The organism is Paenibacillus jilunlii (genome assembly GCF_900102965.1).
Taxonomy (GTDB): Bacteria; Bacillota; Bacilli; order Paenibacillales; family Paenibacillaceae; genus Paenibacillus_AQ; species Paenibacillus_AQ jilunlii.
In genome coordinates this window covers 43,013-62,198 of the sequence record NZ_FNGM01000010.1, presented here as the reverse complement: position 1 = coordinate 62,198, position 19,186 = coordinate 43,013, and the positions used below count along the sequence as shown (strand labels likewise).

The following is a 19,186-nucleotide window of genomic DNA, read 5'->3' as shown; positions in this document are numbered from 1 at the left end:
GAATAACGCCGTTTGCGCTTTTCGTCCAGTCCCTTATGAAAATATTCACAGTTTTTTCATCGCCATAGCATTCTTAGGGGCTGATCCGGCTCAAAATTTGGAAGAAAGTATGATATTTTAGATATAATAGAAATGGATGTGTATCCATATTTTGCTTCAGGAAAGAGAGGCTGCTGTGAAAAGATCCTTCGCTCTGAATCTGCTGTATACTGTCCTGATCCTGATTGTCCTTGCTTTCGCCGGATTTATCGGGTACTTCATTACTGCACTAACCCTTGGACTGACTTTCTACGCACCGCTTATCGTTGTCGTCGCCTGCGGGCTGGCTGCTTATTTCGTCATGACGGTCTTCCAATGGCTCTCCCCCCGGACCCGGAACCTGGGCATTGCCGTCTTTGCCGGGCTTTGCCTGCTGGCCACAGCCGGATACGAGCTGAACAGAGCCTATGTCAACAGCTTCGCTGTAGTCGATGACCGGGAGGTTGACCTTACGGAGTACAAGCCGTTCGATAACCTCTCCAAGGCAGCAGTACTGGATAAACCCGCATCCTATCATATCAATGACCAGCTTCCGCGTCTGGATGGAGCAACCGCGCTTTATCCGCTCTATTCCGCTTTTGTACAGGCAGTGTACCCGGAAGACAATTACGACCCATATGAAGTTAATGATGAGAACACCGTTATATGCTCCTCCACCGCCTTTGCTTACAAACGGCTGATTGCCGGGGACAGTGACATTATCTTTGCCGCAGCCCCCTCTCCCGCCCAGCAGAAAGAGGCCAAGCGGGCAGGCAAGGAGCTGAAGCTCACGCCGATCGGGCGCGAAGCATTTGTCTTTTTTGTCAACAAACGCAACCCGGTATCTTCCCTGAGCACAGACCAGGTTAAAGACATTTATTCCGGCAAAGTGAGGAACTGGAAAGAGGTTGGCGGTAAAAATGAACGCATCCGGGCCTTTCAGCGGGACCAGGGCAGCGGCAGCCAGACCATGCTTGAGAAAGTCATGGCTGGGCGAACGCTGATGACACCCCCGCAGGAGGATGTGATGGATTTGATGAGCGGCATCATCAGCCAGACCTCCGACTACCGCAACTTCAAAAATGCGCTGGGCTTCAGCTTTTTGTTCTATGCCTCGGAGATGAATGCAAATCATCACATCAAGCTGCTGGCTATCGATGGTGTGCAGCCTGACAAAGAGGGCATACGCAGTGGAAAGTATCCGATGACTACCGAATTTTATGCCGTAACCGCAGGAAGTGTTAATCCGAATGTCCAGCCGTTTCTGGACTGGATTCAGTCGGCAGAAGGGCAGGAACTGGTAGAGAAGACGGGGTATACCTCGTTGAAGTAGACTGAATTTGTGAAATGAAGTAGGAAGCGGGGCTATTCAGAAGCTGGGCCAAGCTGAGCCTGTTCGAAATTATGTGTCAGGCAGCGCCCGGCGGCATTCAATTGCACTTTATACAATAGATGATCCCTAAATCAGCGGGAAAATGGAATCTGTTGCACTCTGTACAGCAGAACCGGGCGAAAAAGACGCTTTTGGCTCAAATCAAGAAAATCTACTGCACGAAATACAGCAGAATGCCATTCGCCGTAAAACTCTCAGCTTTCTATTGTACAAAGTGCAATCAACTGGTGTACAAAGTGCAATCAACCGGAAATTAATCCTTCAAATATACTCGCCTACTCTCAGGCCTCATGGTAATCAATCAGCCCCGTGGATCGCTGGCCCCGGCGGAATAAACCTTAGGCCAATTGGACTGCGCGGAAAACAAACGCCGGCGTTTGTCCCCATCCGGGTCCTGCACCACCCGCGTCTCCCCGTCAAAGATAACAGTCGCACGCGAGTCTGTTCTGTACTGCGGCCATTCCAGATTAGCAATGGAAGGATTTCGGTGATGCGCAAACGCCGTCCAGGTCTTCTGCATCACCTCGGACAGCCTTTGCATTTCTGGAGTTACCGCCAAGCCATATTGCTTCAGCAGATGCAGGTTGCCGAACACGTACAGAATTTCAGCGCCGTGAACCGCCTTCTCCAGCAGCGGGTGGCCTTCAACTGTCCAGTCGAAGCGGTACATCCACACAGGTGCTGCCGCCGACTGGCTCTCAGCGAAGGCAATCGAGCTGCCCCAGAAAAAAAGGTCGGTCAGGAACTCTGCCTGTCCCTCCCAGGATTTCGGGTAACCTTCGGCAAGCTCCGCCAGATCGTCAATGCCCATCAGCAGCTCCAGCGATTTCAGTGATTGCTCGAAGCTTTCACCCGGGCGTTCTTCCCGGAAGAACAGGTTCCCTTCATGGAGGTTAGTGCCGATCAGCAGCGGAATCCCGCGTGCTGCTCCGCCCGCTACAGCTTCGGCAGGGTCTGCCGGCAACGTGGCCGGCTCCACGACCGGCTGAAAAAACATGCTGAGCGCTTCACCGGACAGCTTATAGGTCATCCGTGCCGCAGCTTCCATAATCTGCTCCGCCGGAAGATGGTCCAGGAGCGCCAGCCCGCTGCCTGGCGTAAGCCCCAGCTCAGCCAGCAGCGCAGCAGCGATCTCTTGCGCCTGCTGCGGCGGCAGGCTCTGGGCGGCTCCGCTTTCCATGATCGCGCCTGCGAACAGGCCGCCCGCGGCAGGCATCGCCAGCAGTGCAGCGATGCTCATACTGCCTGCGGATTCTCCAAACACGGTGACGCGCTGCGGATTCCCGCCGAAGGCGGCAATATTGCTCTGCACCCATTCCAGGGCGGCAATTTGGTCCAGGAGGCCTGCATTGGAGGCTAGGTCCCCGCCAAATGGGGACAGATGCAGAAATCCGAACGGTCCCAGCCGGTAATTCACCGTAACCAGAACAACCCTGCCGTTACGGGCCATGCGGGCACCGTCGAACATCGGCTGGCTTCCTGCTCCGGTCACAAAGGTCCCCCCATGGATCCAGACCATTACCGGCAAGCTCTCCCCGGCTTCTGCAGGAGACCAGACATTCAGGTAGAGGCAGTCTTCAGAATACTCTGGGGATAGTCCGCCAAACCGGGTGCTGCTGGTGCTGACAGGCTGATGGCTGACCGGACCGAACGAAAAGGCATCTCTGACGGAATCCCACGGCTGCGGCGGCTGTGGTGCACGGAACCGCAGCTTCCCGACCGGCGGAGCGGCAAAAGGAATCCCGCGCCACACCTTCACACCCTCCTCCTCCTTACCCTGCAGCTTTCCATATTGAGTGGTAACCAGTGTTGCTGTCATACCTATCTACCTCTTCCCGTTATTCCTTGGTTTCTTCAATTTGCTTATAGAGTCCTGAGCGGAAGCGGAACCACTGGAAGACATGGGTAACGACCACTTTCAGCACAGCATAGCCCGGCACAGCCAGAATGATTCCGAGCACTCCGAACATTTTTCCGGCAAAAATAATGACAAAGATAATCGTAATCGGATGAATCTTCAGTGATTTGCCCATGATTTGCGGGGAAATGAACTTGCCTTCAATCAATTGGACTGCGGTCCACACGAACACCATTTTCAGCAGCATGAACGGAGAAGTCACCAGCGCGACGATCAAGGCCGGAGTAATCGCAATTGCCGGACCAAGATAGGGCACGACCGCTGTGCAGGCAGCGACAATCGCCAGTACCAGCGAATATTCGAGTCCGATAATCAAATACCCGATGTAGAGCAAGGCGCCGATACAGCAGCTGACAATGATCTGCCCGCGGATATAGGAAGCCACCTGGCTGTTCATTTCCGACATGACCATGCGGGTCTGCGGCCGCAGTGCGGTTGGGATGAATCTCATCAGGTAATCGGGCAGCCTTTTGCCGTCGCGCAGCAGATAGAACAGAATAAAGGGAGTAGTTACCAGTGCCAGCACAATTTCCGTCAGCGCCCCCACAAAATTCCCGACGCCGTTCACGGCATTGTTCAGGAAAGAGGTCCCCCAAGTGGTTACTTTGCTTGTGATGTCAGTGAAATCCGTTCCTACATTCTCCTGAATTTGTTCGAACAGCTTACTGCCGGTCAGGTTGATAAATTCCTGCTCAATCTGGTCACTATATTTAGGAAAATTATCAATCAGTCCAACCAGCTGGGTGCGGATCATAGGTATTACCGTAAGCAGAATCAGCGTTATGATACCGGCGATAAGCAGAAACAGGATGACGATGCCGTAAGGGCGTCTGATCTTGCTCCTCTTCTCCATCCGGTCAACCAGCGGATTCAACAGATAGTAGGCAATTCCCGACAGCAGCAGCGGTGCGGCTACGGTATGCAGCAGGACTGAAATCGGTTTGAAGATAAAAGGAATTTTGGCAAACACCAGAATGTTTACTCCGATCAGCAGCACAATCAGCAGTGTTACCACAAATCGGTTATTGAGAAAAAACTTTTTGAACTTCTCCGGCCATACCTGCAGCCTCTCCATGATGCCCGTCCCCCTTAACACAAATGCCTCTTTGTATGTGTGATTATTTGCACTTTGTATTAGCATAGTCAACATGGGGGCAGCAAGTCAAATTTCGTCAGGACAGTGAAACCAGGAATTCCCTGCTGCCTGAAAACTCTGCTTAAGTACTTATACGCTTAGTCAAACTTGAGATCTGCAATTTGGCCTGCGTGCTGAAAGCCGATGGACTGATAGACCTTGTTGGAGTCCGGATTTTTGCCGTCCGCATAGAGCACCGGTGTTAACCCTTCGTCCAGCAGCCGGCCGCACAGTGCAGCAACCAATGCGCTGGCATAGCCCTGCTTGCGGTGGCCGGAAGGGGTATATACATCATTAATCCGTGCATGTCTGGCAGAACGGTGGGTGATTTTGGCCATCGATACAGGGCTATGCTCTGCCATCCACAAATACAGATCGCCGGATGCGGCATCCTCCGCTGCCATGGTCAAAAAATCTTCCGCCCGAAGCCTCTCGCCGAATGCATCCTTCATGAACCCGGCCAAAAAACCGGCAATCACCGGGACATGCTTGTCCCCGGCCTGCTCCAGGCATCCCCTCACCCCAGCGGGCTTACGCACCTCCAGGCACTGATAAGCCTCCAGCAACATATGCGTATGGTAGAGCTTGCCCTTGGCTCCGCAAAAAGCCTCCGCAAACCTCTTCGCCGTCTCCGGCTGTGCAGAAATCCCTGGAAAATCATAAGTCCGCACCCATTCCGCCAGCTGCTGCACCAGCTTGGTCTGCTGTACTTCGTGAAGTTCCCCAGACACCCACAGCCAGGGATTATGCCCCTGGGATTGCGTAAAAATCAGCTTGCGGTCTGCCGTGGTCAGCCGGATAGCATCAGGATATTCGGTAATCCGGTGGATCAGATTATACCGCACCTCCTCTTGCATGAACGCCTCACTTTGCAGTACCCTATCCCCCGTCTCAAAGCTTTCAAACATCACGGTTCCCCCTTAATTTTCCTGTTCCTTCAATCATAGACCTCCCTTCTGCAAAAATAAATAGCCCGCCGCCATTGGATTTCTGGCAGCAGGCTATTCCTGTCCGTGTTCATACAGAGAGATCATGAGAATTACTATGGAAGCCAGTCCGTACCAGGTCCTGGCCCCGGCTTCATTTCTTCTTTTTACCCTTGGCGCCTTTTTCGGTCTGTGCCTGCAGCCCGCCATCGTAGGTATAGAGGATATGATCTTCAAGCTGCTTCCCTTTGAGAAGCTTCCGCACCAGTTTTTTACCTGCCTTGGGCGTCATCTCCCTATACCAGACGCCTTCCGGATAAGCGATTACAATACAGGCATCCGAACATCTTCCATTGCACCCGGTCACTGTGGTATGTATTTTGCTTCCAGCCCCTTGCTTCTCAATTTCATCCTCAATGGCTTCTGCAACTTCTTCGCCGGTATTCTTCCTGCAGCTGCTGCCGCCGCAGATGAGCAGATGGCTGAGCGTTCCTTGCAAATTCCAGGTTGTCATGACTGCCTAGCCCCCTTCTGAACACTAGTACCCCGCATACGTATCATTCTAAACTCTAGCGATTCCCCGGAGAGCCGTCAAGTAGCGTGGTTTAATGTTCCGCCTGGCTGGGGATAATACCGTTAACCCGCCGGATCTATAAGGGGTATCCCTGAATAATAAGGAGAAGAAGGAGCACAACACCCATGAAAATCCTTTTGATTTACGCCGTACTTGCCCTGCTGGGCTTATCCATGGTGATTTCGATAGATTGGTTAACCGGAACCCCATTCTCCCGGTCATTCAACTTTCTCACCAAAATCTTTATCACTACAACCTTCCAGGAACTGGTGGTGATCATTGTATTTCTTTTTCTTCCGGTGATCCAAGTCGCATTGGCGGCCGGCAAAAAGCAGAAACAACGCCAATAAGGCTACCGGTACAAACCAAACCGCTTACGGATGCGGTGGACAAGGAACAACAGAATCGGTACAACCGCACAAATGGCGGGGAGGAAGTACTTCAAAAACACTTTCCCCTCATTCAAATGGCTGATGTAATTCTCCGCACTGATAAACGAGGTGAACAATACAATGACTCCCACAGGCACAACCAGCCTCCGGTAATCTTTAACCTTGAACAGATCCGCTGTGATCACTGTCGCTGCAAAACAATAAATGGACATTTTAAAGAACACCCCGATAATCAGGGTCAGAATCACAAGCGCATCCAGACGCTGGATAAAATTAGCAACGTTCACCAGCGTTATTGTTGTATAAATAGGAAAAGCTGCTCTGCTGTAAATGTCCATTCCGAGAACGGAGATTTCAATCGCATGGGTGAAGCAGAGCAGAAATCCGCTTAGAATAATCGCGGTGACGCCCATTTTTCCCGATATTCCGGATTTCTTTAAATAAGGTAGAACCGTTGTGAAGCATACCAGTTCGCCAAAGGGAAATATCCAGATGTTCGGATACGCGGAAGTCAAGGCATCCATCCAATCCTTGTAGTGCAAGGGGAACAGATTCTTAAAATCAACCAGGCCCGCCATAATCACCACTCCATTGCACACCAGGCCCATGATCATCATAATCCAAAAGTAAATCTCTGCGGTTCTGGCAAACACCTCAATCCCCTTGTTCAGAATATACATAACAGCAATGATCATAATTGAATTAATGATCAGGATCGGTGTTCTGTCGTAGGAGGCCGAGATCAGGAGATCCCCCGCCTCCCGCAAATTTCTGGAGCCGTTGAACATCAGCACCGGAATATACAGCAAGCTAAGCGGCCAGCCGATATATTTGCCAAGTATTTTCCGGGTATAGCCGCTGATGATCAAATTCGGAAATTGGCGGTAGAGATCATTGTAGATCAGATACAGCAGAACCCCACCGGGCAAGGCCATCAGAATCGACAGCCATACCGCATGGCCGCTCTCCAGTCCAATGGGAATCACTATAGCGGTTCCCATTTCAAACAGCACAATCATAGCAAACATTTGACTGGGGCCGATGATCTCTTTTTTCATATCGCAGTCTCCCTGTCCTATTCAATATCGGTTATTCTGGAGCCTTCAGCGGTGTCACCCGCATCCCTGTCGCCCGGATAAAAGCATGAACCTGAAGCTCCAGCGTGCCTTTGGCGAAAATTTGATTCCAATCCTTCTCAACTTTCTTCCATTCAGCCGGATTCACGCGTTTGAATTCGTTGCCCAAGTTGAAATAATCGCACTCTGCCTTTTGTGCGGCTTGAAATGCTTCCTGGACCTCCTTCTTCGTTAATTTCTCCATCTCCGCTTCCAGCTTTCTGATCTCATGATTCTGGCTCAGGTTAACAGCGCTCTGCGTCTCATTGAGATTCCCTTCTTCGTTGATGCGGATATGGAATATAGGCAACCCGTCACGCATCTCAACCTTAATCTTGGTTTTGGAAAACACCACGTTTACGGCAATCGCCTTAGCTTGATCCCCGGAATCAAGATTCAAATTGGTTTCGTAAATTTTATCGAGTATCCACTGGGCGCCCCTCGCTTCAGGCCCATCAATCCAGTTCATAAGCTTCCCCTTGTTGAATACGGCCTGGCCGCTGATCAGTATTGAGGTTTCCGCCTTCGTTTGCTCCAGGCTTGCCTTCTTTTGCCCTTCCTCCACGTTGCCAAGCATACGGACACCGCTGATCGTAAACCCTCCGCCGCCTGTGATTTCCTTGATCGTTTCAAACACACTGACCTGCGGGGTTTCCCCCCAGACCTTAGAAGTATTTTCTGCCTTTTTGCCCAACCCGATAGAGGGAACGCTCTCCTGAGGCAGCAACACCTTCAGAATGGACTCGGCATCCGTATCTCTCGACACCAGTACAGTTGTATTCAGCCGAAGCTCATGGGATCTTTCAAAAATATCAAGCACATCTTTCATACCGCCTTCTGCGAGCGATTCTCCGATCACCAGAAGCTGAGCATGGGCAAAAAAAAGCTGCCGGGTCGCCTGCTTAGAAGCTCTGCGGAGCGCCCCAAATACCGTCCGGTCATTGACTGTATAAATGGAGATTGGCGACTGGTTGGTGCTTGCCCCCTGAGTGGTGGTAGTAGCTGAAGGATTCACTACCTGGAACGTAACCCGGAGTTTACCCGTGTCCATCACCCGGTCAATGCCAATCCCGCTTACGATTGCAAGCTCGTTCAGCTCTCTGCTGTTCCAGCATCCGGCCAGGTTCAGAGACAGAAGGACAAAGAGAACAAGAACTGACAGATGTTTCGTCTTCATGCCTGGTTCCCCTGTCTGTCCTTGTCCGCTTTCTTGCGCGCAATGCTTTTGTCCGCCAGACGCGGCCGTATCTTCATAAAATGGATCGGTGACCGGATCAAGGTATCCTTCTGGGCCTGTGGGTCAAAGGGCCCCAAAGGAGACATATACGGAACGCCGAGCGACCGCAGGCTGCATAAATGTGCGACCAGCATCAAGGCCAGAATCGCTATGCCGTACAGGCCCATAAACGCGGCAACAATTACGATAACAAAGCGCAAAAAACGTACAGAAAGCGCCATATTAAAAGCAGGGGTAGTAAAGCTGGAGATCCCCGTTAAAGAAACCACAATAACCATGGCAGGAGAAACAATGCCCGCCTGTACTGCGGCCTGCCCCAAAACCAGACCTCCAATGATCGAGACGGTCTGTCCGATTGGCGAAGGCAGGCGGATTCCCGCCTCGCGGATAATTTCAAAGGTAACCTCCATCATCAATGCTTCGACAAAGGCGGGAAAAGGCACCCCTTCCCGTTGTGAAGCCAAATTGATGAGCAGCGGAGTAGGAATCATCTCCTGATGAAAGTTAAGCGCGGCAACAAAGATGGCAGGGCCAAACATCGAAATAAGAAAACAGAGAAAACGCAATAAGCGGATCAGTGTAGAAATATCAAACCGCTGATAATAGTCTTCCACGGTATGAAAAAACATAAAAAAAGTTGCAGGGGCTATAAGTACAAAAGGGGTGCCATCCACAAAAACGGCAATTCTTCCATCCAGGAGATTCCCGGCCACACTGTCCGGCCGTTCTGTGTTGTACAGTGTCGGGAAAGGAGTGTAGACAGTTCCCTCTATTAACTGCTCAATGTATCCAGATTCCAGAATGGAATCCACTCTGATCTCCTTCAGCTTCTCCTTCAGCTTCTTGAGAACATCTTCGTCGGCTATTCCATGTATATACATTATCGCGACATTGGTCTGCGTCACAGCACCCAGCTTCATCGGTTCTACCCATAGATCCGGATTTTTAATTCTTCGCCGGACCAGAGAAATGTTAACGCTAATCGTTTCGGTAAAGCTTTCCTTGGACCCCCGGATCGATACCTGCGTCCCTGCCTCAGAGACTGGACGGACCTCGCCTCCGCTTGTATCGCCGCTGAGTGCTTCCGGCACGCCTTCCACCAGAACAAGCGTGTTGCCGGACAAAAGGGCTTCAAACAGTCCGCTCCTGTCTGTGAGCGACTGGCTTTTACCCGGAGTCAGCGCTTTTTCCTTGATATAGTGAAAAACCTCCTGGCTGGTTGAGAGCTTCCGCCCTTCTTCACTTACCGATTGAAAAGACATAGCATGGGAGATGAAGTCATCCACAAACTCCTTATCCGTTAGTCCTTCCATATAAATAACAGCAACCTGCGGATCTGCATTTATCATTTTGAAATGGCGTATGATCAGATCCATACTATTCCCCAGACCTTGCCTGATGTGCTGCAGATCATCTTCCAGGTTCCCGGAGAGCGGGGAGCTTATATTGCTGTCAGCCGTTTGAGACTGTTTTTTTTCTTTGGTTTGAGCTGCCATCAGCAAGCACCTCCTGCACATACTATTTGCCCGCTATCCTTTTTTTATGCAGGTTATGGAATAACTCAGGCTTGCGCTGCCTAAGGGAACCCAGCGGTTCTTCCCCGCACAAAGAGGCTGGCCGTGCAGAATTTCTGCATACGGCCAGCCTCTATTCGTGATCCCTTCATGAAGAGCCTGCTAGTGTTCATCCACTACGCCAAGCGCCTTGTTCTTCTCCTTAAAGCGTTCATTATGCGAGGAGACGTAAGCCACCTTCGGTGCATCAGGGTCCATATACAGCTTAGCGCTGTTCAGAGCCAGAACCGCATCGGTGAACGTTCCGGCGATCAGCCGGACCTTGCTGCTGTAATCCACAAAATCTCCGGCGGCAAAAACGCCGGGAAGGTTGGTCTCCAGCCTGCTGCTGACATTGGCCCACCACTCGCCCATGTCCAGCCCCCAGTCCTTGAGCGGACCAAAATCACTCTTCAGCCCGTGGTTCACAATCACTGCGTCGACCTCAAGCTGCTCGGATGCGCCGGATTCCATATGGGTTATCGTAACCTGGTCTATCTTCTCCCCGTCGCTGCTATGCAGTTGGCTGACCGTATGCGGGACACGCACTTGGACTGACGAGGCTTTCATGCGGGCAATGTTCTTCTCATGACCGCCGAACTGCTCGCGCCGGTGCACGATCGTCACGCTTGCGGCAACCTGCTCCAGCTCGTTGGCCCAATCCACCGCCGAATCACCGCCGCCGGAGATGAGCACCCGTTTGCCGCGGAAGGGCTCCAGCTCCTGCACAGTATAATGAAGGTTCGTTACCTCATAGCGGTCCGCTCCCTCTATTTCCAGCTTCGCCATTTGGAGGATGCCATATCCTATGGTTAGAATGATTGTACGTGTCCAGTGCCGCTCACCTGTCGCCGAAGTGAGAATGTACGTGCCGTCCTCCTGCCGCTCCTGGGCAATAATCTGTTGACCCAGCACGATGGTCGGATCAAAGGTCCGGGCCTGCTCGGCCAGCTGATCAATCAATTTACGGCAGAGAATCGGAGTGACTCCCCCTACATCCCAGATCATTTTCTCAGGATAAATGAGCATTCTGCCGCCCAGCTCTTCCTTAGCCTCTATCAGTTTGGTTTTGAGATCACGCATACCGCTATAAAAAGCTGTATACATCCCGGCAGGACCGCCGCCAATAATCGTCACATCGTATAATTCCAGCTCTATGCTCATATATTCCCCTCCAAGGTGTATTGGTATTTCAGCTGCAAAACAAGTTAGGACCGGGTTCGGGCCAGTAAATATAGAAAATAAGGCGCACCGATTACAGCGACAACAATGCCGGTCGGTATTTCGGACGGCTGCAGAATCCAGCGGCCGAGGGTATCCGCCGTCAGGACAAGCAAGGAACCCAGCAGTGCCGAAGCGGGCAGCAGCAGCTGATGCTTCGGCCCCACCAGGCGCCGGGCCAGGTGGGGGCCGATCAAGCCGACGAACCCGATTCCGCCGCTTACGGCTACACTGGCCGCTGCCAACCCTACCGCAGCCCCGAGCAGACGGAATTGTTCCTTGGTTACTGCCGCGCCCAACCCGGTGGCAGTCTGGTCGCCTAGATTCAATACATTCATGACTCTGGCCTTATAGATCACATAGGGCAACAGAATAAGAATCCAGGGCAGCAGGGACAGCACGAACTTCCAGCTGGTTCCCCAGATGCTGCCCGCCAGCCAGGTGGCAACAAACTGGTATTTATCCGGATCGAGGCGCAAGGTAAGCACAATCATCGCTGCACTCATCCCGGCAGCAACCGCTACACCGGTCAGCAGCAGCCGGATCGGCGAAATCCCCTGATGCCGCTTATAGGCAAGTGCATAAATCATTGCCGCCGTACATGCAGCCCCCGCAAAGGCCACCAGCGGAAGCATAAAGACCGGTGCCGCAGTCGCTGCCGGATAAAAGGATATCAGCAGCATGACCATAAGCCCCGCTCCGGCATTGATCCCGAGAATGCCGGGGTCAGCCAGATCATTGCGGAAAACGCCTTGCATCACTGCCCCCGAAACCGCCAGACCGGCTCCAATCAGAAGCGAAATCACAATCCGCGGCAGACGGAAATCGAAAAGAATGAGCTCCTGCTTATCCGTTCCCCGGCCAAGCAGGGTGTGCAGCAGCTCCAACGGCGTCAAACGTATGTATCCTGTATTCACACTGATAATTAAAGCAGCAGCAATCAGGACAGAGATGACTGCCAGCACCCGAAATCCGCGTCTGCGTCTAACTTCATCAAAACTCATGGCCGTTGTCTTGGACATACTCACAGCTCCCTTCTTTCTTTGCGGGCCAGATACAGAAAGAAAGGCACACCAATCAGTGCAAGAATCGCACCCAGCGGCGTTTCATGCTGCGGGATAATGGTTCTGGCCGTCAAATCAGCGAGCACCACCAGCAGACTGCCAAGCACAGCAGAGCACGGAATAATCCACCTGTAATCCACACCGACAAGATACCGCGTCAAATGGGGAATGATCAGACCAATAAAACCGACGGCTCCAACTACAGATACCGATGAACCGGCAAGAACCAGGACGATCAGAGAGCCTGCCAGCTTCACCAGGCCTGTACGCTGCCCAAGGCCTTTGGCAACATCATCGCCCAAGCTGAGCATGGTAATGGAGCGGGACAACACGATGGCCCCAAGAATCGCCGCAACAACCCAGGGGAACATGATTTTCAGCTGGAACCATTTCGTTCCGGCTATGCCTCCTGCATACCAAAAGGCCAGATCTTGTCCAATTTTATAATACAAAGCCACGCCTTCGCTTAATGCCGAGAGCAGCGCACTTAAAGCCGCACCGGCCAATACCAGACGGGCTGGGGTCAATCCGCCTTTAGCCAATGACCCGACACCATACACAATCGCCGCTCCCGCGCCTGCACCCGCAAATGAATACAGAATCAAACTCATGAACGGCAGATTCGGCATAAATGCAAACACAAGCGCCAGCGCAAATCCTGCCCCTGAATTAATGCCCATCAGCCCGGAATCCGCGAGCGGGTTGCGGGTCATCCCCTGCATGATCGCTCCTGCCACAGCAAAGCTTGCACCGATCATCACGCCGCCAAGCACACGGGGCAGCCGAAGCTCCCGGATAATCTGGTGATCCGTGATATCCGGATTGAACTGAAAAATAGCGCTCCATACCACCGACAGCTTAATATCCGCGGCCCCGAACGAGACCGATACCGCAATACCCAGCGCCAGGGCAATCAGACCGCCAACCAGGATCAGTGTAGCCGCCCAGGGCCGCGAACGAAGCTTCACCTCATTCTGCCGCCCGAGGGGACCTGTGCCGGCTGCTGTCTGTTGACTCATATCTTCCACCTTTTCTTTATGAAATTGATAATCATTATCATTATAACATTGTAAAGGAAAGAGCCGTATTTTGGCAATGGACAAATCTAATTTGTAACATTTAAAAAAAGCCAAAACCCCGGCAAGCCTCCTGTAAAAGCGACGATTGCCCGGGGTTCTGAAATAAGTGTTACATTTGAAAAAGGGATACGGCATAAATATTTCTTTTATCGGGTATAGCCCTCGTATTCAGTCTGTTCTATTTGATCGAGGCGGTTTGGTAGTTGGCCAGTGAGGAGACGGCGGACGCCGTGTTCAAGTTGTGAATAGAAGCACAAGGGTGGCTGGCAGACATTCAAATATGTCCGCCGCTCTTTATCCACACTTGCTGCAAAACCTAACATCAGCTATAGGCATCGCTTCAGCATATTTTTCAACCGTTGGGCGAATATTTTTCATCAGGATGGCCTGCAGATATGTAACTCAGGGGATCTAATTCTAATTCATCAAGAAGTCCAATATATTCATGCCGCTTGCCGTATTGGACTTGTATAATTCCGTATATCCGCATTCCCGGCAGCTGATGGTGATGAATTTTTTGTTCTGGACATCAAAAAGCTTGGCAAAGTTGCCGCCGGTCGCCTGAAACTGGTCCACGGCATACTCTTTACATCCGCATTTACTGCAAATAAATTGTTTCTTAGCCATGGTGCTCTCTCCTCCAAAAGGTTTCTCTAGTTCATCTTGGGTTACGTCTGTTTACGTATTACATCGGTTAAACCGAGGCGGAAAATAAACTTATTGCGTACAATGATGCTTAAGGCGCAGAGCTGTACTTGGATTCGCCCTCTGGTCTAGGCCGTTTTTCATTGACCCGCTGAAAAGGTATCCCCATCATACCACCCATAATTTTCCTTAACCAGCGAACCGGATAAATAAGTAAAAAAGACCCACTTGCAGATACAAGAAGGGCAGGGCATATATTTATTTTATTCCGGAATGTAACTGGAGTTCATTAATTTGTATCCGAACGTATAAAATGAATTGCGTATGCCCAAAAACTACAGCCTTGCTTGTATTCGCAGCGGATCTTTCCGTGATTGCCCTTCAGCACCTAAAGATCAGAACAATCATTATACGTCACAAATCGTATTTTGTTATGGTGAGCGGCAAAAAACAATTTCCAATATGCTCCCGGCGGCTATCTTTACTGTGTATTTATACGCTGGCGGACCAATTGTCCAGCCTCAGTATCCCACCGCCATGGCACTTCGTGCCCCTGCATATGCAGGCCTCCATACCACTCATCTATTCCTTGGACCAGGACGCGGTCCGCCGCTCCTTCCAGTATCTGCTGCCCCAGCTCCGTCACCGTAACTCTGCGGTTCAGGAACTCCGGAATCTGCCGGAAATCCGTGTAGCCTTCAGCCCCTTCGATGTACAGCAGAGGATGCTCCCCTGCCGTGAGCGCACGCAGAACCTTCCAATATTCGACATCACCCATGCCGAGAACATGCAGCGCGTCGGTCACCTGCTGGAATAATTCCAGCGGCGTATGTGCCCCGGATGCAACAGCTTCAAGTGTGGTCTGTTCCACAATCCCAAGGCCATTCTGCACGGAAGGCAGGCGCATGAGATGCGTTCGGAACGCATCATAGGCAAAAGGCAGGCCGGATGCGGCGAGTTCTGCATTCTTTTGATCCAGTAAATCAGCCATTCGGGTGGGGTCAGGAGAAGCATACGCCTGCCACAGCTCGCTTCCCAACCCTATTTCTTGCCGCCCAATACTCCGCCAGGTCCCGGACAACGTTCCAAGCTGGGCCGGAGTAAGCTGTCCCAGACCATGAAACCGTTCAACTCCCGGAAACTCTCCGATGCACAGCAGACTAAGCTTGGTCCGGCCCGGCTTCTGCCCCTTGAACCAATGAAGCAGATAGGCAAGCATACTCTGGTCGAACAGGTCATGCTCAAACCACAGTACGACTTCATCGTATTGGGCATATTCACGAAGTTTCTGCTCCTGCTCCTCACAGCCTGTCATATACTCACCAGCCGGAATCCCGAGAGTTGCTTCCAGCACCCGGGCGCGCTCGGCCCGTTCCCGCGGCCCGGAAAGGTCTGCAAATATCGGCCCGGAAGAGTATATCTCCCTCCACACCAGTACATCTCCTTGAACAATGCCATGCTTCAGCATGTTGCCCACAACATCTCCGTTCACAATATGCAGCATTTTTCTGCCTCCTTCATACAAATGATTGAACACGGATGCCAGGTCGGCTACCGGGAGCGTGCCTTTCAGCTTTTGGCGGGCATCGTGAAGCCGCTTCTTGAGGGTCTGCACCGGAGTTCCCAGATATCCGGATATCTCCTGAAGCGAATAGCCGTAGAAATAAAACAGCTGCACCGGAACTCTAAGCTTGTCGGATAACGCTGCCACTGAGCTTTGCAGCACCTGCTCTGCTTCTTTCCGTTCCAGGATATCCGCTGCACCCGGCTCATTCTGCAAATCTTGCAGAGCTTCGTCCAGCGGGAGCAGGGTATGGCGCTTGCGCCGCAGGGTCCGCTGGCATTGCCTCACAACAATCGTCCTGAACCAGCCCGGAAAAGCGGCCGGCTCGCTTAGCCTATGCAGATTCAGAAAGGCTTCAAGGAACGCCTCCTGCACCGCATCCTCCGCCAGATGGACATCCTTAAGCATGTCATACGACACCGCATACGCCATCCCCCGGCAATGCGCCATCAGCTGCGCGAACGCCTCCGCATCCCCCTGCCTCGCCTTCTCCACCCATTGCCGCATACGCCGCCAGCCTCTTTTCTCATGTTCTTAATCTATAGGTGCCATAGTTAGGGAGAAAGGTTACATCCCATACGGCCCCCCAGAGTATTTCATCACATTTATGAGCCGGTACCCCGGTTCGGTTAACCCGACTTGGAGCAAGCAGGCCAATCCAAACGAGGAAGCCGATTCGAATCTCTTCCAAATTCAGCTCGAACGCAAACGCAATCTATTGCATTTCCTGCAGCAGATTACTCCCAAATCGGCCGAAAAACACAATCTACTGCACTCTGTACAGCAGATCCGCCTGAAATAGCTGCTTTTGTCTCAAACTCCGAAAATCTATTGCACAAAATACAGCAGAATGCCATTTCATACAGAACAAACAAGTAATCTATTGCACTAAGTACAGTCAGGCAAATAATCAAGAATTTAACCCTCAAGGCTGAACATCTGTTACATTTCACTTATTTACTAAACAAATTGAAGTATCTCCGATTGCAATGTTTCCGGCAACTTATCAAATTCGGGATCGTCTTGATCTATCCCCCACCAATCCATTAAAATTTCTCCGCGTGCTTCCTTAGATAAATCTTCAATCGTTGATTTTAAAATAAGAGCTATTGCTTCATCTCTATTCATATTTTCCACCTCAATTATTATCCACCGCCGGGTGACATTGTAAGATCAATTACAGCTTGGAAAGGATGGTCATCGCAAAAAGGCCGGTTCTCCCGCACTCAAAGCCTATACCCGCGAGTACAGTGAAACAATTTACCCATCATTGTTCATTCCTCATCTCATAGATTTTTTGCAGAGTATGAATGTACAGCTTACTTTCATCATCTGTTTCTTGGAGTTTGTCTCCAGCCCCAGCGTTCATATACCACTCTATAAGCCTGTACCCGAACATAAGTAGAATCATCTCATAAACGCAGTTATCCGTTATGTGTGAAATATCCGCATATTCCGAAAAGCCCTTGTAATACGCCGGGATACATCTGCGGTAGTATTCAACCATGTGTTCAATATCGGCTTCGTCCGCGATTAGACTTGCCAAATCTTCACCTAAATAGCCCCATCCAGTGGTATCCCAGTCGATGAGTATGGTTTTACCGTCTGAATAGAAGATGTTTGCCACCCAAAAATCCCTGTGACACAGCACGATGGGCAGCTTTTCAATACGGCTGAATATTTCGTCTGCGCTTTCATCAATGTCGATGAGCATTTTACATAGGTGTTTCGGGATTTCGCAATCGTCTGAGCGTATATAATCGTACACTTTTTTCCATGACCGGTAATGAAGATAGAAGCTCTTCATGTACTCCACATTGCTCAGGTTGGTCAAGTTCTGGAAAAAAGCTGGCTGTTCGGCATTCACCTTGCCCTGGAACCGTCCTAATTCCTCGGCTGCGCGTTCATACATATCGCCGGTCAGGTCTAAACCCGATATGCCGTCGATATATTCCATCCATATCTGCGTTTCGTTTTCTTCTTCGTTCATTTCGGCGTAATAACATTCAGGCCATCGGAATGATTCAGAAAACAAAGCGCCGAAATTGGATTTATAAAAATCATATTCTCTGCGCCATGAATCCGGATCGCTGAAGCGTTCCCATTTCTTCTGCGTTTTTGAAACGATTCTATAGGGTAATTTCCCGCCGTCAGCGGTTATGGCAATGCCCGTTACAAGCTGCACATCACCCAGTGTACCACCATGTAATTGCTTGGTTTGAAAATCAGCGCAGATTATTGTAGTACCGAGTATTTTGCTTAAAACCTGTGTCAGCGTTTCGGCTTTTATTTCGCTCATTATGAAGTCCTCCAATCGTTTTTTTAAACGCCTAGTTGTTTTTGGGCATAAAAATACCGCGAACAAGCAGCCTCCTGAGAAGCTGCTGTTTCGCGGCGAAAAGCCAAAGAGCCGGCTTCTATCGTAGGAAAAAAGTAGAAATACAACTTCACAACTATAGTGTGGCATGATCCATTGTGAGGACTCAAAAGAAAATTTGAGTATAAGCAAGTTTTATCGGTCAGTTACCTATTCAGCTCAATCCCCCAACCGTCGCATATAACATGAGAGATTTATAAATTTCATCATTTCCGCTATGCCGTTCATTTGCTTTTCCAATTGCTCATTCAGCTTTTGAAGAGCCACTTTGAAGGAGCGTTCAATTGTAGTTAGATCATGGTTCTCTAAAGCTTCAAGCAACTGCTTCATGCTTTCAATGAAAAAGACGGTTTTCCTTAGGCTGCTTAGTACAATAATCTTTTTTAATTCCCTGGATGTAAAGACTCTATACCCGTTTTCCGGATTCCGCTTCGCGCGAATAAGCCCCTCCTTTTCCCAATGCCGGATAGCGGATGGGTTTACACCAGTGATAGCGGCAACCTCCCCGATTCTCATCTCTTCCGTTACCTGCACATTCTTGTACTTGGTGAAGTCGGTTTTTTGAATTAAGCTCAGGACCTCTTCAACCCGTTGTTTCTCCATTTGGATGTTGTATTGATGTGAATTGATTTTCCAAAGTGCCTGTTCGACGTGACCTTTTTTTAACAGACTCATGACATCGTAGCTGACAGGTATACCAAATCCTTTTATCAAGGTACGTAAAGCAATGAATCCTTGAACATGGACCGGTGAATAAAATCTTCTATTACTGGCTGTTCGAGGTACGTCAGGTACCAAATTGAGATCCTCATATCTTCGCAAGGTTGTGGTGCTGACCTGAAGTCTCTTAGCCATCTGTTTCGGCGTAAAGGTAATGTCCACCTGCGACTCCTTCCTTAAAGTCAAACTCTAAAGTACAGCAACAATATTGTAAGAGACAATGGCCGGACACACAAGGATTCATGGTACAACAAA

Annotated in this window: 17 protein-coding genes; 2 read left to right on the top strand and 15 right to left on the bottom strand. The window is 50.6% G+C overall.

From position 1 onward, the window contains the following. Nucleotides 1-175: 175 nt before the first annotated feature. Nucleotides 176-1,351 (top strand): PstS family phosphate ABC transporter substrate-binding protein, encoded by a 1,176-nt coding sequence (locus BLQ82_RS17480; protein ID WP_062522312.1) that lies wholly within the window; start codon nt 176-178, stop codon nt 1,349-1,351. A gap of 361 nt (nt 1,352-1,712) precedes the next feature. Here the strand turns inward: BLQ82_RS17480 and BLQ82_RS17475 are convergent, their stop codons facing one another. The 4 genes from BLQ82_RS17475 to BLQ82_RS17460 all read right to left on the bottom strand — a co-directional run bounded on the left by BLQ82_RS17475 (nt 1,713) and on the right by BLQ82_RS17460 (nt 5,904). After that, entirely contained in the window at nt 1,713-3,230 is a 1,518-nt protein-coding gene (locus BLQ82_RS17475; RefSeq protein WP_062522244.1) for a carboxylesterase/lipase family protein, read from the bottom strand. Between the two features lie 19 nt (nt 3,231-3,249). After that, nucleotides 3,250-4,404, bottom strand: a complete 1,155-nt coding sequence (locus BLQ82_RS17470; RefSeq protein ID WP_062522242.1) for an AI-2E family transporter — start codon at nt 4,402-4,404, stop codon at nt 3,250-3,252. Nucleotides 4,405-4,562: 158 nt separating this feature from the next. Continuing rightward, the gene (locus BLQ82_RS17465) at nt 4,563-5,372 is read right to left on the bottom strand and encodes a GNAT family N-acetyltransferase (RefSeq protein WP_062522240.1); all 810 of its coding nucleotides are present in this window, start codon (nt 5,370-5,372) and stop codon (nt 4,563-4,565) included. 172 nt (nt 5,373-5,544) lie between these two features. After that, nucleotides 5,545-5,904: a (2Fe-2S) ferredoxin domain-containing protein gene (locus BLQ82_RS17460; protein ID WP_062522238.1), complete on the bottom strand. Its 360-nt coding sequence runs from the start codon at nt 5,902-5,904 to the stop codon at nt 5,545-5,547. A 185-nt stretch (nt 5,905-6,089) separates the two neighbouring features. Between BLQ82_RS17460 and BLQ82_RS17455 the strand changes: the two genes are divergently transcribed. Further along, nucleotides 6,090-6,314: a YczF family membrane protein gene (locus BLQ82_RS17455; protein ID WP_062522236.1), complete on the top strand. Its 225-nt coding sequence runs from the start codon at nt 6,090-6,092 to the stop codon at nt 6,312-6,314. A 2-nt stretch (nt 6,315-6,316) separates the two neighbouring features. On the opposite strand, the gene BLQ82_RS17450 is transcribed toward BLQ82_RS17455, so the two are convergent. The 11 genes from BLQ82_RS17450 to BLQ82_RS17400 all read right to left on the bottom strand — a co-directional run bounded on the left by BLQ82_RS17450 (nt 6,317) and on the right by BLQ82_RS17400 (nt 19,093). Next, nucleotides 6,317-7,414, bottom strand: coding sequence for a GerAB/ArcD/ProY family transporter (locus BLQ82_RS17450; protein WP_062522234.1), 1,098 nt, complete (start codon nt 7,412-7,414; stop codon nt 6,317-6,319). 31 nt (nt 7,415-7,445) lie between these two features. Further along, nucleotides 7,446-8,648, bottom strand: a complete 1,203-nt coding sequence (locus BLQ82_RS17445) for a Ger(x)C family spore germination protein (RefSeq protein ID WP_062522232.1) — start codon at nt 8,646-8,648, stop codon at nt 7,446-7,448. Continuing rightward, nucleotides 8,645-10,204, bottom strand: a complete 1,560-nt coding sequence (locus BLQ82_RS17440; RefSeq protein WP_082722607.1) for a spore germination protein — start codon at nt 10,202-10,204, stop codon at nt 8,645-8,647. Before BLQ82_RS17440 ends, BLQ82_RS17445 begins: the two co-directional genes overlap by 4 nt. Before the next feature lie 180 nt (nt 10,205-10,384). After that, nucleotides 10,385-11,425 (bottom strand): NAD(P)/FAD-dependent oxidoreductase, encoded by a 1,041-nt coding sequence (locus tag BLQ82_RS17435; RefSeq protein ID WP_062522230.1) that lies wholly within the window; start codon nt 11,423-11,425, stop codon nt 10,385-10,387. Between the two features lie 44 nt (nt 11,426-11,469). Further along, nucleotides 11,470-12,504, bottom strand: a complete 1,035-nt coding sequence (locus tag BLQ82_RS17430) for a FecCD family ABC transporter permease (protein ID WP_062522228.1) — start codon at nt 12,502-12,504, stop codon at nt 11,470-11,472. 2 nt (nt 12,505-12,506) lie between these two features. Then, the gene (locus tag BLQ82_RS17425) at nt 12,507-13,565 is read right to left on the bottom strand and encodes a FecCD family ABC transporter permease (protein ID WP_062522306.1); all 1,059 of its coding nucleotides are present in this window, start codon (nt 13,563-13,565) and stop codon (nt 12,507-12,509) included. Nucleotides 13,566-14,042: 477 nt separating this feature from the next. Further along, nucleotides 14,043-14,252 carry a zinc ribbon domain-containing protein gene (locus BLQ82_RS17420; protein ID WP_020432362.1) on the bottom strand — a complete coding sequence of 70 codons (210 nt, stop codon included), beginning with the start codon at nt 14,250-14,252 and terminating at the stop codon, nt 14,043-14,045. A 499-nt stretch (nt 14,253-14,751) separates the two neighbouring features. Beyond that, the gene (locus BLQ82_RS17415; protein ID WP_062522226.1) at nt 14,752-16,341 is read right to left on the bottom strand and encodes a sigma-70 family RNA polymerase sigma factor; all 1,590 of its coding nucleotides are present in this window, start codon (nt 16,339-16,341) and stop codon (nt 14,752-14,754) included. A 453-nt stretch (nt 16,342-16,794) separates the two neighbouring features. Then, on the bottom strand, nt 16,795-16,962 hold the full coding sequence (locus BLQ82_RS32050) for a hypothetical protein (RefSeq protein ID WP_157243783.1): 168 nt from the start codon (nt 16,960-16,962) through the stop codon (nt 16,795-16,797). Between the two features lie 139 nt (nt 16,963-17,101). Then, nucleotides 17,102-18,133, bottom strand: coding sequence for an aminoglycoside phosphotransferase family protein (locus tag BLQ82_RS17405; protein WP_062522223.1), 1,032 nt, complete (start codon nt 18,131-18,133; stop codon nt 17,102-17,104). A 237-nt stretch (nt 18,134-18,370) separates the two neighbouring features. Further along, nucleotides 18,371-19,093 carry a MerR family DNA-binding transcriptional regulator gene (locus tag BLQ82_RS17400; RefSeq protein WP_062522221.1) on the bottom strand — a complete coding sequence of 241 codons (723 nt, stop codon included), beginning with the start codon at nt 19,091-19,093 and terminating at the stop codon, nt 18,371-18,373. Nucleotides 19,094-19,186 lie beyond the last annotated feature (93 nt).

Coding starts and splice junctions, on each gene's coding strand:
- BLQ82_RS17470 (WP_062522242.1), bottom strand. CDS start 4,404: ATGGAGAGGCTGCAGGTATGGCCGGAGAAGTTCAAAAAGTTTTTTCTC.
- BLQ82_RS17440 (WP_082722607.1), bottom strand. CDS start 10,204: ATGGCAGCTCAAACCAAAGAAAAAAAACAGTCTCAAACGGCTGACAGC.
- BLQ82_RS17450 (WP_062522234.1), bottom strand. CDS start 7,414: ATGAAAAAAGAGATCATCGGCCCCAGTCAAATGTTTGCTATGATTGTG.
- BLQ82_RS17445 (WP_062522232.1), bottom strand. CDS start 8,648: ATGAAGACGAAACATCTGTCAGTTCTTGTTCTCTTTGTCCTTCTGTCT.
- BLQ82_RS17430 (WP_062522228.1), bottom strand. CDS start 12,504: ATGTCCAAGACAACGGCCATGAGTTTTGATGAAGTTAGACGCAGACGC.
- BLQ82_RS32050 (WP_157243783.1), bottom strand. CDS start 16,962: ATGAATAGAGATGAAGCAATAGCTCTTATTTTAAAATCAACGATTGAA.
- BLQ82_RS17435 (WP_062522230.1), bottom strand. CDS start 11,425: ATGAGCATAGAGCTGGAATTATACGATGTGACGATTATTGGCGGCGGT.
- BLQ82_RS17465 (WP_062522240.1), bottom strand. CDS start 5,372: ATGTTTGAAAGCTTTGAGACGGGGGATAGGGTACTGCAAAGTGAGGCG.
- BLQ82_RS17415 (WP_062522226.1), bottom strand. CDS start 16,341: ATGCGGCAATGGGTGGAGAAGGCGAGGCAGGGGGATGCGGAGGCGTTC.
- BLQ82_RS17425 (WP_062522306.1), bottom strand. CDS start 13,565: ATGAGTCAACAGACAGCAGCCGGCACAGGTCCCCTCGGGCGGCAGAAT.
- BLQ82_RS17405 (WP_062522223.1), bottom strand. CDS start 18,133: ATGAGCGAAATAAAAGCCGAAACGCTGACACAGGTTTTAAGCAAAATA.
- BLQ82_RS17460 (WP_062522238.1), bottom strand. CDS start 5,904: ATGACAACCTGGAATTTGCAAGGAACGCTCAGCCATCTGCTCATCTGC.
- BLQ82_RS17455 (WP_062522236.1), top strand. CDS start 6,090: ATGAAAATCCTTTTGATTTACGCCGTACTTGCCCTGCTGGGCTTATCC.
- BLQ82_RS17475 (WP_062522244.1), bottom strand. CDS start 3,230: ATGACAGCAACACTGGTTACCACTCAATATGGAAAGCTGCAGGGTAAG.
- BLQ82_RS17420 (WP_020432362.1), bottom strand. CDS start 14,252: ATGGCTAAGAAACAATTTATTTGCAGTAAATGCGGATGTAAAGAGTAT.